This is a genomic window from Ruegeria sp. SAZD013 (assembly GCF_059612525.1).
In genome coordinates, this window is the sequence record NZ_JBXWQT010000020.1 from 485,052 (window position 1) to 499,123 (window position 14,072).

At 57.1% G+C, this 14,072-nt stretch carries 12 protein-coding genes and 1 tRNA gene; 3 read left to right on the top strand and 10 right to left on the bottom strand.

Going from position 1 to position 14,072, the window contains the following annotated elements; translation table 11 throughout:
• Positions 1 to 44: 44 nt before the first annotated feature.
• On the top strand, positions 45 to 1,583 hold the full coding sequence (locus AC2FLU_RS08640) for an MFS transporter (RefSeq protein WP_496808789.1): 1,539 nt from the start codon (positions 45 to 47) through the stop codon (positions 1,581 to 1,583).
• On the opposite strand, the gene AC2FLU_RS08645 is transcribed toward AC2FLU_RS08640, so the two are convergent.
• The 7 genes from AC2FLU_RS08645 to AC2FLU_RS08675 all read right to left on the bottom strand — a co-directional run bounded on the left by AC2FLU_RS08645 (position 1,584) and on the right by AC2FLU_RS08675 (position 8,912).
• Complete coding sequence (locus tag AC2FLU_RS08645; RefSeq protein ID WP_496811938.1) at positions 1,584 to 3,176, bottom strand: trypsin-like peptidase domain-containing protein; 1,593 nt, start codon at positions 3,174 to 3,176, stop codon at positions 1,584 to 1,586.
• 190 nt (positions 3,177 to 3,366) lie between these two features.
• Positions 3,367 to 3,440, bottom strand: a tRNA-Gly gene (locus AC2FLU_RS08650).
• A gap of 69 nt (positions 3,441 to 3,509) precedes the next feature.
• Positions 3,510 to 4,337 carry a polyphosphate kinase 2 family protein gene (locus tag AC2FLU_RS08655; protein ID WP_496808787.1) on the bottom strand — a complete coding sequence of 276 codons (828 nt, stop codon included), beginning with the start codon at positions 4,335 to 4,337 and terminating at the stop codon, positions 3,510 to 3,512.
• Positions 4,338 to 4,462: 125 nt separating this feature from the next.
• On the bottom strand, positions 4,463 to 5,518 hold the full coding sequence (locus AC2FLU_RS08660) for a methyltetrahydrofolate cobalamin methyltransferase (protein WP_496808786.1): 1,056 nt from the start codon (positions 5,516 to 5,518) through the stop codon (positions 4,463 to 4,465).
• Between the two features lie 9 nt (positions 5,519 to 5,527).
• Complete coding sequence (locus AC2FLU_RS08665) at positions 5,528 to 6,454, bottom strand: methylenetetrahydrofolate reductase (protein WP_496714282.1); 927 nt, start codon at positions 6,452 to 6,454, stop codon at positions 5,528 to 5,530.
• A 25-nt stretch (positions 6,455 to 6,479) separates the two neighbouring features.
• Positions 6,480 to 6,776: a virulence factor gene (locus AC2FLU_RS08670; protein WP_209503861.1), complete on the bottom strand. Its 297-nt coding sequence runs from the start codon at positions 6,774 to 6,776 to the stop codon at positions 6,480 to 6,482.
• A gap of 249 nt (positions 6,777 to 7,025) precedes the next feature.
• Entirely contained in the window at positions 7,026 to 8,912 is a 1,887-nt protein-coding gene (locus tag AC2FLU_RS08675) for a PhoX family protein (protein WP_496714283.1), read from the bottom strand.
• A gap of 178 nt (positions 8,913 to 9,090) precedes the next feature.
• Here AC2FLU_RS08675 and AC2FLU_RS08680 point away from each other — a divergent pair, with 178 nt between their 5' ends.
• A complete protein-coding gene (locus tag AC2FLU_RS08680; protein WP_209503859.1) occupies positions 9,091 to 10,203 on the top strand; it encodes a Ppx/GppA phosphatase family protein in 1,113 nt (370 codons plus the stop codon).
• The gene (locus tag AC2FLU_RS08685; protein ID WP_496714286.1) at positions 10,203 to 10,919 is read left to right on the top strand and encodes an RlmE family RNA methyltransferase; all 717 of its coding nucleotides are present in this window, start codon (positions 10,203 to 10,205) and stop codon (positions 10,917 to 10,919) included. The genes AC2FLU_RS08680 and AC2FLU_RS08685 overlap by 1 nt, the downstream gene beginning before the upstream one ends.
• A 2-nt stretch (positions 10,920 to 10,921) precedes the next feature.
• Here the strand turns inward: AC2FLU_RS08685 and AC2FLU_RS08690 are convergent, their stop codons facing one another.
• The 3 genes from AC2FLU_RS08690 to AC2FLU_RS08700 form a co-directional block, all read right to left on the bottom strand.
• Positions 10,922 to 11,113, bottom strand: a complete 192-nt coding sequence (locus AC2FLU_RS08690; RefSeq protein ID WP_480472891.1) for a hypothetical protein — start codon at positions 11,111 to 11,113, stop codon at positions 10,922 to 10,924.
• Between the two features lie 87 nt (positions 11,114 to 11,200).
• Entirely contained in the window at positions 11,201 to 13,102 is a 1,902-nt protein-coding gene (locus AC2FLU_RS08695; RefSeq protein ID WP_496811939.1) for a cytochrome c3 family protein, read from the bottom strand.
• Positions 13,099 to 13,965, bottom strand: a complete 867-nt coding sequence (locus tag AC2FLU_RS08700; RefSeq protein WP_496714290.1) for a YihY/virulence factor BrkB family protein — start codon at positions 13,963 to 13,965, stop codon at positions 13,099 to 13,101. Before AC2FLU_RS08700 ends, AC2FLU_RS08695 begins: the two co-directional genes overlap by 4 nt.
• Between the last annotated feature and the right edge of the window lie 107 nt (positions 13,966 to 14,072).

The following is a 14,072-nucleotide window of genomic DNA, read 5'->3' on the forward strand; positions in this document are numbered from 1 at the left end:
TTTCTGCATGGTGGCATAGAACCTTTGTTGATCTGGCCCGACAGATGCAATGGTCCTACCTGCCACCGCTCATGGTCTATTTTGCCGCCGGTGTTTCTGGTCTGACATCGGTCGTCGGTGCCTTCTTTCTTAAGGACTACCTTAACCTATCCGCATCCTTTGTTGCCGGGCTGGCGTTTTGGGCCGGGCTTCCCTGGATCCTGAAAATGCCGCTGGGTCATATTGTTGATCTGTTTTGGCGGTGGAAGTCATTGCTGATCCTATTGGGGGCAACCCTGATCACCTTGTCCCTGCTCACCATGTACGGGCTTGTAGCCTTTCCCGGACATATGGCTGATGTCATGCCGCTGGAACATTGGTACATCATTGCCCTGCTCTTGGCGCCTTCCGGCTATGCCATTCAGGATGTTGTCGCCGACGCGATGACAGTCGAAGCCGTTCCAAAGATCAATCCCGACGGGCAACCGTTTTCGCCCGAGGAAACCCGTGCACAGCATACAACTATGCAAACACTGGGCAGGATCGCCATTTTCTCCGGTTTTGCAGCCGTTGCCGCGGTCAATATCTGGGTGTTCTCGGGAACCGAGGGCATGCAGAAATCAGACCGCCTTGCATTGTATGGCAACGTTTATCTGATCGCGCTTGTCATTCCACTGCTGTCCGTCAGCGGTGTGGTTTTGCACGGTTTGATACAGCGTCAACGTCTTCGCCAAGGTCATCCCCCTCATACCCATGACGAAACCACCGAGGTCAAATGGCCGATCCTGCTGGGCGGTCTCGCCTTTGTTGTATTGAGTATCGTGTTAGGAACATCGAATTTCCAACTCGCCCAGGAAACTATTTTTGCAGTCTCTCTGAGTGTGATCTTGTACCTGATGTCACGCTTGGTGAAGGAACTGAACCCAAATCAGGCAAAGGCCCTGATTGGTACGGCGATAATCATTTTCGTGTTTCGTGCGGTTCCTCTGCCCGGGCCGGGGTTGACCTGGTTCGAAATCGACGAGTTGGGGTTTGACGAGCAGTTCCTGGCAATCCTGGCGCTTCTGACGTCCCTGCTTGCATTGGTGGGGCTCATCGTCCTGAGACCATTTATGGCCAACCGCTCGATTGCGCAGGTCGTAATCATTCTGACCATCGCGTCGGGGGTCCTCGCCCTGCCCAACCTAGCGCTGTATTACGGCGTGCATGAATGGACATCTGCGCATACCGGCGGGATCGTAGACGCAAGGTTCATCGCAGTCCTCGACACCGCAGTTGAATCTCCGCTGGGTCAAATCGCGATGGTTCCGATGCTGGCCTGGATCGCACGTAATGCTCCTGTGCATCTGAAGGCAACTTTCTTTGCCGTCATGGCATCATTCACCAACATGGCATTGTCGGCCAGCAGTTTGGCAACGAAATACCTGAACCAGATTTTCGTGGTGTCGCGCGCGGTAACCGACCCGGAAACCGGTGTCGTCACATCGATTGCCGATTACGGCCAACTTGGGCACCTGTTGATCGCCGTGGGCCTGATTTCTGTGATCGTTCCGTTGGTGGTCGTATTCCTTGTTCAAAAATCGCCGTTCCAGACCAACGACTGATTACTGGCTGACAGTTTCTCTCAGCAAGGTTTTCAGGTGCAAAACCGGAACCCCGATGTTCGAGCCCCCGAACTCTGGCAGGATCGCGGCGTTAATCGCGACCACCTCTCCCTTGCGGTTCAGGGCCGGCCCTCCGCTTCCTCCTGACGTTGTTTCCGCGTCATAAACGACTGCACCCGGGCTTGTCTGCGCCACAATTCCTCGGCTGGCGAGAGGTTGAACCTGGTTTTGCGCAGATAACCGTGCGGCGATCGTCCAGAAATTGACGGACCCGTCTTTTTCGAGCGTATTCAGAAACTCCGGCCCCGCCTGCGCAATTAATGATTTCAGGCCAGTAGGATACCCCAGCAGAAAGACTTCGTCACCGCTTCGTGGAAGATCTTCCGCCAGTGGCAATCCCAGCCCCTCGATACGGTTTGGATCAACCGACAAAAGTGCCAGATCAGCGGTTTCACTGAACCGGTCCAAAGTAGCCTCGATCGGATCGGTCTGACCTGGCAGATAGGCCAGCAACCGAAGCATCTCGGCCTCAAGACCTGCGTTTTTCAGTGCCTGAGCTTGGTCGCCGGATGTCCAGGGCAAGGCAACGTGGCGGTTGGTGGCCATCAGCGGCGTACCCTCCAGCAGAAATCCGGTGCCAGTGAACTGGAACTCCGCGGGCTCGCCTGTTGCGTCCGGTTCGATCCAGGGTTGTCCGAAGGGTGTTTGCAACTTCTCTCCGTTCGGCCCCAACACGTGGCGCAGCAGTTTACCGCTTTCGATATGACGCAATCCGTAGGCGCCCTGAATGAAAGCCACGGATTGAGTAGAGGCGGTGATGACCCGCGTAGACGCCCCCGCGCGTTGTTCAAGGGTACCCAACCGCTGCTCGGTTGATATCAGCTGGTTCTGAAAGGCTTCCCTCAACGCCACAAGGTCTTGGGGGGTTAGAACATCTTCCCGCGTCTGGCTAAGCATGGTCGCCACAGCTTCAATCTTGCGAGCTTCCTGTTGCAGGCTGTCGGCCAGTCTCCGGTCGTTTTGATAAAGCAGGAACAGCAGACCTGCGATCAGCGCAATCGCGGCTACTACCGTAATCCTGAAGAACATAGTGGTTTGAGAAACAAGCCTTCGCCCACTCTCACGCAGCGCACCCGACATTCTTTGGGCAAAGGGTCGGCGACTTGACCGCGCATAGGCATAGGCGTCGCTCAGGATATCCTCGACCGTATGACGGATGGGAAACCTCTGAGTACATATGCGGTATCGGGAGATCGGGCCCAATTCGCCAAACTCGATCATGTCGCCGTGTTTCAGCGTTGCCGACACAATCTTGTGGCCATTGACCCAGATGTCTTGCCCTGCCAGCGCGTTGAGCACATAGCCCCCCTCGGTCCACTGAAGCGTTGCGATATCTTCGTCATGGGGCGGTGTGTTGTCTTTCAGGCGTAGGCCTAGCGCACGGCCTTCGCCAACTGAAACAGTCAATGCGCTGTCGACAAGCCAGGAAACCGTTCCACGGGATGGGCCGGTCAGGCTCTCCAGAAAGGCATGAACATCACCTGCGCAAGGCTCTTGGGGGGTTCTCGTGCCGGTCTGATCAATTTCCCGCATAGTTGGGCTCTGCTCAACAGTGATGGGGTCACTCTATCATAAGACGCCCGGAATCCTACTAATCGCAAGGGGGATGCCCCAAACCGGAACTATCTACAGGCATAAATCAATTTGGTGGAACGTCCCGAAACGACCCCCATGCCTGCCAGAGCAGGCCTTCACCGGAAATCGCCGTCTTACCTGAGAGTTCTGGAGCGGGTAGCGGGAATCGAACCCGCGCGTTCAGCTTGGGAAGCTGACAGGCTACCATTACATCATACCCGCCGCACCTCTGAGATATAACCAGAGTTCCCTGACGCGCAAGCCAGATCGTTTCAGCTCGCCCGGAAAATGTCACTCAGTCCGCGCACGAAGACTGTCGATCAGCGAGTCTTCAACATCCAAAGCCTGGATGGCCGCCTCAAGCGTACGGCTGTCCAGATGTTGCGGGTTCAGATCGACCCCTGCTGAAAACGCTTTGACAATGGCCTTCATGGCGCTGATGCGCGCATATCTTTTGTTATTGGCCGGTATTACGTGCCACGGCGCCAGATCGGTTGACGTCCGGGCCAACATTTCATCCACGGCGACCTCGGTAACATCCCATTTCTCGCGATTCCGGAAATCCTCGTACGTCAACTTCCAGCGCTTCAACGGGTTTCTTAGCCGTTCTGTAAACCGCTGCATCTGTTCATCTTCAGAGATGTGGAAGAACAGCTTGACGATCCGGGCACCATCGTCGACCAGCATGCGTTCGAAATCATTGATTTCCTGATAGGCAGCGCGCCAGCGCGTTTCCGGGGTCAGGTTCTCGATCCGCTCAACCAACACGCGCCCGTACCAGCTGCGGTCAAATGCGGATATCGCTCCGGACGGTGGCAAACGTTCCCAAAACCGCAGCAGGTAATGCCGGTTGAGGTAGTAGTTCCTGGGTGCCCCAATTGGCCAGACCTTAAAGCTGCGCGGGTCCAGAGCCTGGCTGATCCTGCGAATGGTTCCCCCCTTGCCTGCCGCATCCCATCCCTCGAACACCAGCACACCCTTGAGCCCGTGAAACAGATACGCTTGCTGAATCCTGGCCAGTTTGGCCTGAAGATCAATCAGTTGCTCGAAATACTCCTTTTTGCCCAACCGCTTGGTCAGATTCGCTTCTGAGAGTTTCGGGGGGTGATGTTTGCTCATCGTGCCACCTGATCGTTGCGTCCCGGTTCAGGATATCCTGAACCCTTGCGCAAAATCGACATTGATCAGGGTCAAACGAAAAGGCCGGGCACAGTGCCCGGCCTTAGCTGTCTTTGTTGATGCAATCAGGCGCGGCGACGACGGCCACCGCCGCGACGACCACCGGCTGCGCCACCGGCCTCGTCAGGTGATTTGTTGAACCTGATCCACTCCCCACCATGCGGGTCGTTGTTGGTCAGCAGGTTGGCGGCGCGGATGGCCTCCATCTCCTTACCGGCGCGCGGCTTGGTGGAGCCCAGGCCGAACATCTGAACAAACGCCTCGTCATCCATACCTTCTGGCAGAATGATGCCAGCTGCGGCAAGGGCTTCTTTTTTCTCGGCAATTTTTGCCTGCGTCACTGGCAGAGCCACCGGGTTCATAATCGCCGAGGTCATGCCGGCACCCATTGCCATCGGCAGGAAGGCATTGTTGATGCCGTGGCGGTTCGGCAAGCCGAACGAGATGTTGGATGCGCCACAGGTGGTGTTCACACCCAGTTCCTCGCGCAGGCGGCGAACCAGAGCAAACACCTGCTGACCAGCTGTTGCCATCGCGCCAATCGGCATGACCAGCGGGTCAACAACGATGTCATGCGCGGGGATTCCAAAATCGGCAGCACGCTGAACGATCTTTTTGGCCACTTCGAAACGGACATCGGGGTCTTCCGAAATACCTGTGTCGTCGTTCGAGATTGCCACAACAGGAACATTGTATTTTTTGACCAGCGGCAGAACCAGTTCCAGGCGCTCTTCCTCACCGGTGACCGAGTTCAGCAGCGGGCGACCTTCCGCCGCCTCAAGACCCGCCTCCAGAGCACCGGGTACCGACGAGTCGATACACAGCGGAACTTCGACCAGACCCTGTACCAGCTCAACGATCTTGCGCATCAGTGGCGGTTCGGTCTCGTTCGGGTTGGGGTTCGAGTTGTAGACGACGCCCGCGTTGATATCCAGAACGGTCGCGCCCGCCATCACCTGCGCCAGCGCATCCTTCTCGACGGTCGAGAAATCGCCTGCCTCCAGTTCGGCCGCCAGCTTTTTCCGACCGGTCGGGTTGATCCGCTCTCCGATCACGCAGAACGGTTCATCAAAGCCCAGAACGGCAGTTTTTGTTTTTGATTCTAAGACTGTACGGGTCATGTCCGTTCCTTAGGAGTTTGCAGGCTGCGCCGAGGCACCGCCATTATTGATCGCCCAGTTGGCGTTGGTTTTGATCCCGCCCAGCGGGAAGAAGTGCACGTTGGTGATGTTGAAATCCGGGTTGGCCGCTTTGTGGTTGGCCAATTCAGTCACAACATCGTTCGGTTCATAGGGCAACAGAAGCTTCGACACATCCATGGCGCGCTTTTGCAGAACTTTCAGCGACGGGCCGACGCCGCAAGCAATTGCGAACTTGATCAGGGTCTGCAGTTTGGCCGGACCGGCGATACCAATGTGGATGGGCAGGTCGATACCTGCCTCTTTCAGACCATCCGCCCAGGCGATGATCGGCTTGGCATCGAAGGCAAACTGAGTTGCCAGGGCCATCTCGGCATCCGTGGTTTCGTTGAATTTCTGTTTCCAGCGCAGGGCGTCATCGACGTTCTTGGTGGACCCATCGGGATCGATGTCCTTGTTACCCTCGGGGTGACCGGCAACATGAAGTCGCTTGAACCCTGCCTTGTCGAACAGACCGGTTTCCATCAGCTGCATGGAACTGTCGAAATCGCCATGCGGCTTTGTCACGCCACCGGCCAGCAACAGCGCCTGCTCGACGCCCGCCTCACCCTGGTACATCGAGATCCAGTTTTCCAAGGTCGCCGCATCCTTGATGATCCGCGCCGGGAAGTGGGGCATGACAGGATAGCCTTCGGCTGCAATCCGCTTGGCTGTCTTGACCATATCTTCAATCGGGGTGCCTTCGATATGAGCAATGTAGACGCGTGTGCCTTCGGGCAGCAGCGCGCGGAAATCCTCGACCTTTTCGGCGGTCCGCGGCATGACCTCGATCGAATAGCCTTGCAGGAAGGCTTCGACGTTCGGGTTCACAGGGCTGTTTTCGACCACATCACGTTTCTTGAAGTTCAGCAAAGCCATTGAGGCCTCCCATTAAGATACGGGCTTATGCCCAACCGTCATTTGCGATCAGCGCTTTGATGCGGTCCTGATCGTATTCCTTTTCCAGACGCAGGGCCTCGGCCTCGGCTACTTCTGCCGGGTCGCCATCAACTGCAAAAGGCTCGGCCTTGCGCCATTCGGCCAGATAGGCATCACTGTCCTTGGCGTTTACCTTCATGGCGGCGCGGTCGATGGCTTGCTCGAACCGTTCTTCCAGTTGCCGCTTCGCGCCGCGACGGCCTTTGCCGACGATGACCTGAGCGGGAATGTCGCGCCAGTACACGATGGTGACGTCAGGCATTACTGTGATTCCTCCTAACCCGATGGGCCGGTTCTAAACTTCAATGTGGGGATTGGTCGGTCGGTTTTCGACACCCGGCGCTTTTCAAGCGACGTTTTCGCCCACGGTGGCGTGGCGGGGTTTTAACCCGTCTCGCGGCAAAAACGCATACCAAAATTCTCATTGTCACTATGAGAGCATTGCATAATGAACAAAAAGCCCCGGACGGCATGACCCGCCCGAGGCTTGTTTCAACGCGTCTTGCCAAGGTTAACCGACCAACCCACCGTCTTCACGAGTAACCGCAATGATGGCTGAACGTGGAACCGAGTTACCACCGTCGGGCCAGTGGCTATTACCGTCTTCACCGGGGTGTTGAATACCAACAAACATGGTGCGGCGATCCGGCGACCAGCTGAGCCCAGTGATCTCACACTCGTTCGGGCCAACCAGAAAACGACGGATTTCACCGGTAACCGGGTCGCCTGCCAGCATCTGGTTGTTCCCCTGCCCTTCGAAGTCGCCCTCGTTGCTGTATTTGCCGTCGGTCTGGATCCACAGCAGGCCGTTGCTGTCAAACTTCAGACCGTCGGGCGAGTTGAACATGTTGTCGGCGTTGACATTGTCCGAACCGCCATACGCATCCTGATGCACGGTCGGGTTTCCGGCCAGTACATACAGGTCCCATTCGAAACCCGATGCGCCATGGTCTCCGCCTTCAGGGCGCCAGCGCACGATCTGACCGTATTTGTTCGCCTCGCGCGGATTCGGCCCGTTGACCGAAGTGTCGTCGCCACCGGCATTAGGTTTCACACCGCGGTTCTTGTTGTTGGTCAGGCAGCAATAGACCTCGGGCGCGTTCGGGTTGGCCGCAACCCATTCCGGGCGGTCCATGGTGGTCGCGCCAACAGCCGATGCTGCTTGCCGCGTATGGATGCAGATTTCGGCCTGCGACGTCATACCAGTTGTTTCGGGGGTCAGGTCCAGCCACTCACCAGTCCCGTCGTCGTTGAACTTTGCAACCGACAACGTACCGTTCTCAAGCAGCGCATGCGTGTCCACCCCAGCGGCAAAAAAACCTTCCGAGACAAAGCGGTACAGGAACTCGCCCCGTTCATCATCACCCATGTAGACAACGACACGACCGTCATTGTTCACAATGGCCTCGGCGTTTTCGTGCTTGAACCGACCGAGCGCGGTCAGCTTACGAGGGGTCGAGGTCGGCTCGGTCGGATTGATTTCGACAACATAGCCTGCGCGGTTCGGCTCGTTAGGGTTTTTCGAGACGTCGAAACGCTCGTCAATTCCGGCCCATCCGTATCCCCAGTCCTTGGACGAAACGCCGTAGCGCTGAAGTTCGGCGCTGACCTCATGTTTTTCGTCCTCAGTCGAGAAGTAACCATTGAAATTCTCTTCACAGGCCAAATACGTCCCCCATGGGGTCATGCCATTACCACAGTTGTTCCAGGTGCCTTTACAGATGGTGCCTGTCGGATCGGCGGCAGTTTTCAGCAGATCATGGCCAGCGGCAGGCCCCGTCAATGACATGTCTGTCTGCGGCGTGATGCGGCGGTTATACGAGCTATCCTTGACGATGCCCCATTTGCCGTCGGTAACCGCAATCTCGACCACCGTCACACCATGCGCCATCATGCCTTTGGCGACATCGTCATCCGAGGCGGCTTTGGCGTCCGGGTTGTTGCCCCAAAGGATATCGCGATTGGTGTATTCGTTGTTCACGACCAGTAGAACGTGACCCTCGTGCAAAAACACATCCTGACCGTCGGTGTTATCACCAAATGCGCGCTCTTGGCTGGCAGCGGTTCCACGGGTGGCCGGATCAAATTCGGGCACATCAGACCAAAGCGGGTCGCCCCAGCGCACCATCACCTCGGCCTTGTAGCCCGGCGGCACGATGACGTCATCGGCAGTTGACGCCGGAATCGCCTCAAACGCAAATCGATCTGCGGCTGCGCGCGCACCAGTTGGAAGCAGCGACCCGCCCAAAGCCGTGAAACTTCCCACCGCCAATACGCCGCCCAGAAATCCACGACGTGACAGGGCACGTTCAACGACGCGGTCAAACTCACATTCCTCTGGGCGCGGGTTCACCATTTCATCGAATTCGTCAAAGGTCAGGACACGTTTATCTTTCATGGCAGGCTCCGTCTGCGGCTGATTGCGATCAAGAATCCCTCAACCGGGATCAAAGATCAAATCGCACCTCAGTATGAACGGCGTGTGACATCCAAGCCAAATTTGAAATGGAAATCGCTTGCACGTCGACGACGCCCCGCCTAGGGTCAAATCAACTCGAAAATCGGAGGGCGTTACGATGGCGCCCAAGCGTCCCAAAGGTGCGGGCGCGTTCCCGAAAGCGGTCGAAAGCCCCGCGCCGGCAAGACCCGATCCGGATGCCCTGTATGCGGCTCTGGATTTGGGAACAAATAGTTGCCGCATGTTGATAGCCCAGCCCAAGGGCAGCGGGTTTCATGTGGTTGACAGCTTCTCCAAGTCCGTGCAGCTGGGCGCGGGTCTGGAACGCACCGGACGTCTGTCGCGGGCGTCGATGGCACGCACCGTTCAGGCGCTGCGAATCTGTCAACAAAAGCTGAAGCGGAACAAAGTAAAACGGATGCGTCTGATCGCAACCGAGGCCTGCCGCCGCGCCAAGAATTCCCGCGAATTCATCCGACAGGTCAAACGCGAAACCGGACTGACGCTTGAAATCATCCAACCCGAAGAAGAAGCCCGTTTGGCGGTGATCTCCTGCGCCCCGCTGGTGTCCACCAAGACCGAACAGCTGTTGGTTGTCGATATTGGCGGCGGTTCGACCGAGCTGGTCTGGATCGACATTTCGTCCGTCCCTCGCCGTGACCGCCCGGCTGCGATCATGCGTTTGCACAACGGATTTCACACGGTCGACAGCCCTTTTCCGGCTGCAAAAGTTGTAGACTGGATCAGCGTACCGCTGGGTGTTGCCACGTTGCGGGATCAGTTCAATGACGTCGAAAACGACGCCGCTCGCTTTGCATTGATGAGCTGGTTTTTCGAAGAAAACCTGGCCGATTTCGCACCTTACAAAGATGAACAGACCCGCGAAGGTTTTCAGATCGTCGGCACCAGCGGAACTGTCACAACGGTTGCTGCATCGCATCTTGGCCTGAAGCGCTATGACCGGACCAAGGTTGACGGGCTGCGTATGACCAGTGATCAGATTGACAAAGTGATACGCGGGTATTTAGAACTCGGCCCTCATGGGCGCCGCCGGGATCCTCGGATTGGTGAAGACCGGCAGGCCCTGATCATGTCCGGCTCAGCCATTTTGCAGGCATTGTTGCGCTGCTGGCCCACTGATCGCCTTTCCGTGGCAGATCGGGGGCTACGCGAGGGCCTGCTTTATGCACAGATGAGCGCGGACGGGGTACTGGAAGACGGACCGTTCTGATGGCGAAGACACCAACTGGCAAAAACAACTCGGGTCGCGGTCAGCGTGACCTGAAGGTAAAGGTAAAAACCGCACGTGGTCGCAAGCTGAGTTCGACCCGCTGGCTCGAACGACAGCTGAACGATCCCTATGTGAAGCGCGCCCAGACCGAAGGATACCGGGGGCGGGCCGCGTATAAGATCAAGGAGCTAGACGACAAGTTCCGCTTTCTCGTACCCGGAGCACGGGTTGTTGATCTGGGGTGCGCGCCCGGTGGCTGGTGCCAGGTTGCAGTCAAACGCGTAAACGCGCTTGGCGAAAAGTCAGGGAAACGGATCGGAACTGTGCTGGGCATCGACTTGCAGGAAGTCGAACCGGTTGCGGGTGCCGATACTCATGTGCTGGACTTCATGGAGGATGACGCCGACCAGAAGGTCAAGGACTGGCTGGGTGGCAAAGCGGATGTGGTGATGTCAGACATGGCAGCGGCGTCCTCGGGTCACAAGCAGACCGACCATCTTCGGATCATCGCACTGTGTGAAACTGCGGCCCATTTCGCGTTTGACGTGCTGGAAGAAGGTGGCACATTCGTAGCCAAGGTTCTTGCCGGCGGTGCCGAGGGCGATTTGCAAAAACTTCTGAAGCAGAAATTTCAGAAAGTGGCGCATGTGAAACCGCCCGCATCACGTTCGGACAGTTCAGAAAAATTTGTTGTGGCAACCGGGTTTCGCGGCTGAACTTAATCTTCCAATCGGATACGGTTCCCGGTCAGCCGTTGTTCGCGCAGCGACGTCGCGGCCATACCCTGCAACATCAGTGTATCCCCGTGCGAAACATATACAGGCTCGCGATTGCGCAGCTCTTCAATGCGCTGCGCCAGCGTAGCGGGGTTCGTCCCGGTTGCTTTCTGTCTTGTTGAATCCGCGGACATACATCACCTCAAAACAGCAAATCTGAAATGCTGTTAGCGTGAAATTTTGCCGTGAAGTTGGAACAAATCGGGCAAACCTGTGCCGGATCAGGGCCCCAGTTGTTGCAGCAATTGCAGCAAGGCCGGGTCATCGGGCAATCTGCCCAAGGCTTCTCGCAGGGCGATACGTGCGGCTTCCGGGCCGCGATTGATCTGTGCCAGCTGCACCACCATGGGCCACGCTTCGGCGCGCTGAGGATCCAGCGCTACAACCTCGCGAAATGCCCGTTCGGCAGCCGGGGCGTTGCGCAGCGTCAAGGCCATCCCCCCCAGAACCAGATGTGTTTCCGGGGCATCCAGCCTGTTCGAGATCGCCGCCTGCCACTCGGCCATCCCCTCCCCGGCCAGATCCTGTTGCTGAGATGTCAGAGCTTGAAGAGGGATACTCAGAAATTCCTTGGCGGCGGCTATGCGAACGTTGCGAAAAGGATCAGACAAAAGGGGCTCTAACCTTTGCGCACGATCCGTTGGGCTCGCCTGACGCTGCAAGGCTGCTGCATTTGCGCGTATCAGCGGATCGTCTTCCTGCAACAGTGGCGCTGTATACGCGGCAACCTCAAGCGAGCCAAAAGGTTGCAGCAGATACGCTGCTGTTGCCCGCACGATAGCGGGTTGCGAGGGGTCCGTTGCGACAGCAATCAAACCCTCTGGCGTGTTCAAATGGCCATCGGCAGCAGCTTTGAACACCGTGCCATAATGCGGGGCCCGATTGGCTGTGTCAGGAAACCAGCCTTTGATCCGGCTGGCAGCCCAGACCTGATCCTTATTCTGGTGGCAATCAGTGCAGGCATCAGCCCCCAATCCCAAATCCGGTCGCGGCACGCGAAAGCTGTGATCCCGGCGACCGTCCACGCCCATATATGTACGTTCGATCATGTGGCAGCTTTTGCACTGGGCACCCGCGCTATCCGTAACGTGATGATGGTGATTGGGTGTATCGTATTCCTGTTTCGCCAGCGTCGGGAAATCAGGGTTTCCGGCCGTGGAATGACATTGGGTACAAATACCGTTGCCTTCGGCCTTCAACTGCGCACTGTGTGGCTCGTGGCAGTTCATGCACCCGACCCCTCGGGCATACATTTTGGATTGCAGGAATGAGCCGTAAACGTAGACCTCATCCAGTATCTGCCCGTCCGGATGATACGAACCGGGCCGCAACACAGCCAGGTTATAGGCATCATGATACGAGGTTCCCGGCAAAGGGTTTCCGTTGCCATGTGCCTCGCGCCGCGAATGACACCCGGCGCATTGCTGGATCTCGGCCTCGGTCTGACCTTTTCCCCAGCTCATCGAAAAGCCTGTATCACTCAGCCCCTCAGTAACGCTCTGCCCTTTGGTCCAATCGATATGAGCTGACCCCGGTCCATGGCAGGCTTCGCAGCCAACACCAATCTCGGCCTGTCGGGAAGAGTATGTTCTGGATTGCGCGTCGTAGTTCTTTTCAAACCCTGTGGCGTGACATTCGGCGCAGCGCGCGTTCCAGTTCTTGTAAGGGCCCGTCCAGTGCAGCCCGTCTTCTGGTGGCAGATCCTGATCGGGGTATAAGTGATACCAGCGCTTCTGCTCGGTATCCCAAACCACATCAAAGCTTTGCAACCGCCCCGGTTCGGTTTCAAACAGATATTGTTGTAGAGGTGCGATTCCAACGACGGAATGCACATCATATGCCGTCGTCGCTCCGTCTTTTTCCGTTACACGAGCTGTGAACCTGTCTGCCTGTTTAGTAAATTCAACCGTCATCCCGTTCTGCACGAACCGGGTTCCATCGAATTCGGCGACCAGATGGCCGTCGCCAACTTCTGTCCAGGCCAAGGCATGATGAGACGAAGCCCATGCCTCGGCCTCGTGCTGATGGCAGTCTGAACACCGATCTGAGCCCACATATTCCAGTGACTGCGCCTGCCCTTCACTTGCGAGGGTTAAACAAGCCGCCAGAATGGCAAATCTCATGCCATATCTCCTGCAGCGGCGTTCCGAAGGTCGATCAATGCGCCGTTGTATTCAGCACCAAGGATCAGCATCGCAGAACACAGATACAGGAAAATCAGCGCAGCCATTGCCCCGGCCAAACCCGCATATGTGGCACTGTAGGTGGCGAACTGACTGATATAGACTGAAAATGCCCATCCGCCAGCTGCCCACAAAACCAATGTCAGTATGACGCCGGGCAGGATCTGGGTCAGGCTGTGCCTGCGGGTTGGCAGAATTAGATGTGCCAGCAGGACAGTGCCTGCCGGAACGGCCACGGTAAACGTCCACCGCAGGCGATCTACGGACAGCCAGTCCGCTACCGGAGCTTCGGTATGCTCTGCCACCAGTTTCGTGTAGACTGGCAAGACCACCTCGACCGTTGCAATAACAAGGATTGCCGAACCGCCAAGGATAACCAGAACCAGACACAAAAGCCGGGTTTTCCAAAAAGGCCAACTGTCCTGATCGTGATAGGCCTGATTCATGGCAGCGCGTACTGCGGCAACCCCATTGGACGCAAAGTAGATTGCAAGCAGACCACCCAGCGTAATCACACCCGACCCCGCCCCGGCCAGAACCGCACGCAGCTCGGCCACGATCGGGTCGGCAACATCCCTGGGCCATGCCCCGAACAGCAGATCAATCAGCTCATCGGTAACATAGTCCTGCGACAATGCCCCTGCCAGCGCCACGGTGAACAACACAAAGGGAAACAGGGCCATCATCAGCGACATGGCGACATGGCTGCTCATGACAGGTCCGTTTTTCCTGACGAACCGGCGAAGTGCCAGCCATAACGCCTGAAGCGGGCGGCCAAATGGGGGAATCGTGGGTTTTGTCATCCTGCAACCCTAACCCGCCGAAATAAAACACAGAACCCGTCATCGGTATCAAAGTGACAAAAGCCGGTCTGCAAACCGCTGACTGCATTGCTAAAACCGGAATGCAG

What these genes read in the sequence shown, in the direction of transcription:
- AC2FLU_RS08640 (WP_496808789.1), top strand. Translation starts at nt 45, where the DNA reads ATGCAATGGTCCTACCTGCCACCGCTCATGGTCTATTTTGCCGCCGGT.
- AC2FLU_RS08645 (WP_496811938.1), bottom strand. Translation starts at nt 3,176, where the DNA reads ATGCGGGAAATTGATCAGACCGGCACGAGAACCCCCCAAGAGCCTTGC.
- AC2FLU_RS08655 (WP_496808787.1), bottom strand. Translation starts at nt 4,337, where the DNA reads ATGAGCAAACATCACCCCCCGAAACTCTCAGAAGCGAATCTGACCAAG.
- AC2FLU_RS08660 (WP_496808786.1), bottom strand. Translation starts at nt 5,518, where the DNA reads ATGACCCGTACAGTCTTAGAATCAAAAACAAAAACTGCCGTTCTGGGC.
- AC2FLU_RS08665 (WP_496714282.1), bottom strand. Translation starts at nt 6,454, where the DNA reads ATGGCTTTGCTGAACTTCAAGAAACGTGATGTGGTCGAAAACAGCCCT.
- AC2FLU_RS08670 (WP_209503861.1), bottom strand. Translation starts at nt 6,776, where the DNA reads ATGCCTGACGTCACCATCGTGTACTGGCGCGACATTCCCGCTCAGGTC.
- AC2FLU_RS08675 (WP_496714283.1), bottom strand. Translation starts at nt 8,912, where the DNA reads ATGAAAGATAAACGTGTCCTGACCTTTGACGAATTCGATGAAATGGTG.
- AC2FLU_RS08680 (WP_209503859.1), top strand. Translation starts at nt 9,091, where the DNA reads ATGGCGCCCAAGCGTCCCAAAGGTGCGGGCGCGTTCCCGAAAGCGGTC.
- AC2FLU_RS08685 (WP_496714286.1), top strand. Translation starts at nt 10,203, where the DNA reads ATGGCGAAGACACCAACTGGCAAAAACAACTCGGGTCGCGGTCAGCGT.
- AC2FLU_RS08690 (WP_480472891.1), bottom strand. Translation starts at nt 11,113, where the DNA reads ATGTCCGCGGATTCAACAAGACAGAAAGCAACCGGGACGAACCCCGCT.
- AC2FLU_RS08695 (WP_496811939.1), bottom strand. Translation starts at nt 13,102, where the DNA reads ATGAGATTTGCCATTCTGGCGGCTTGTTTAACCCTCGCAAGTGAAGGG.
- AC2FLU_RS08700 (WP_496714290.1), bottom strand. Translation starts at nt 13,965, where the DNA reads ATGACAAAACCCACGATTCCCCCATTTGGCCGCCCGCTTCAGGCGTTA.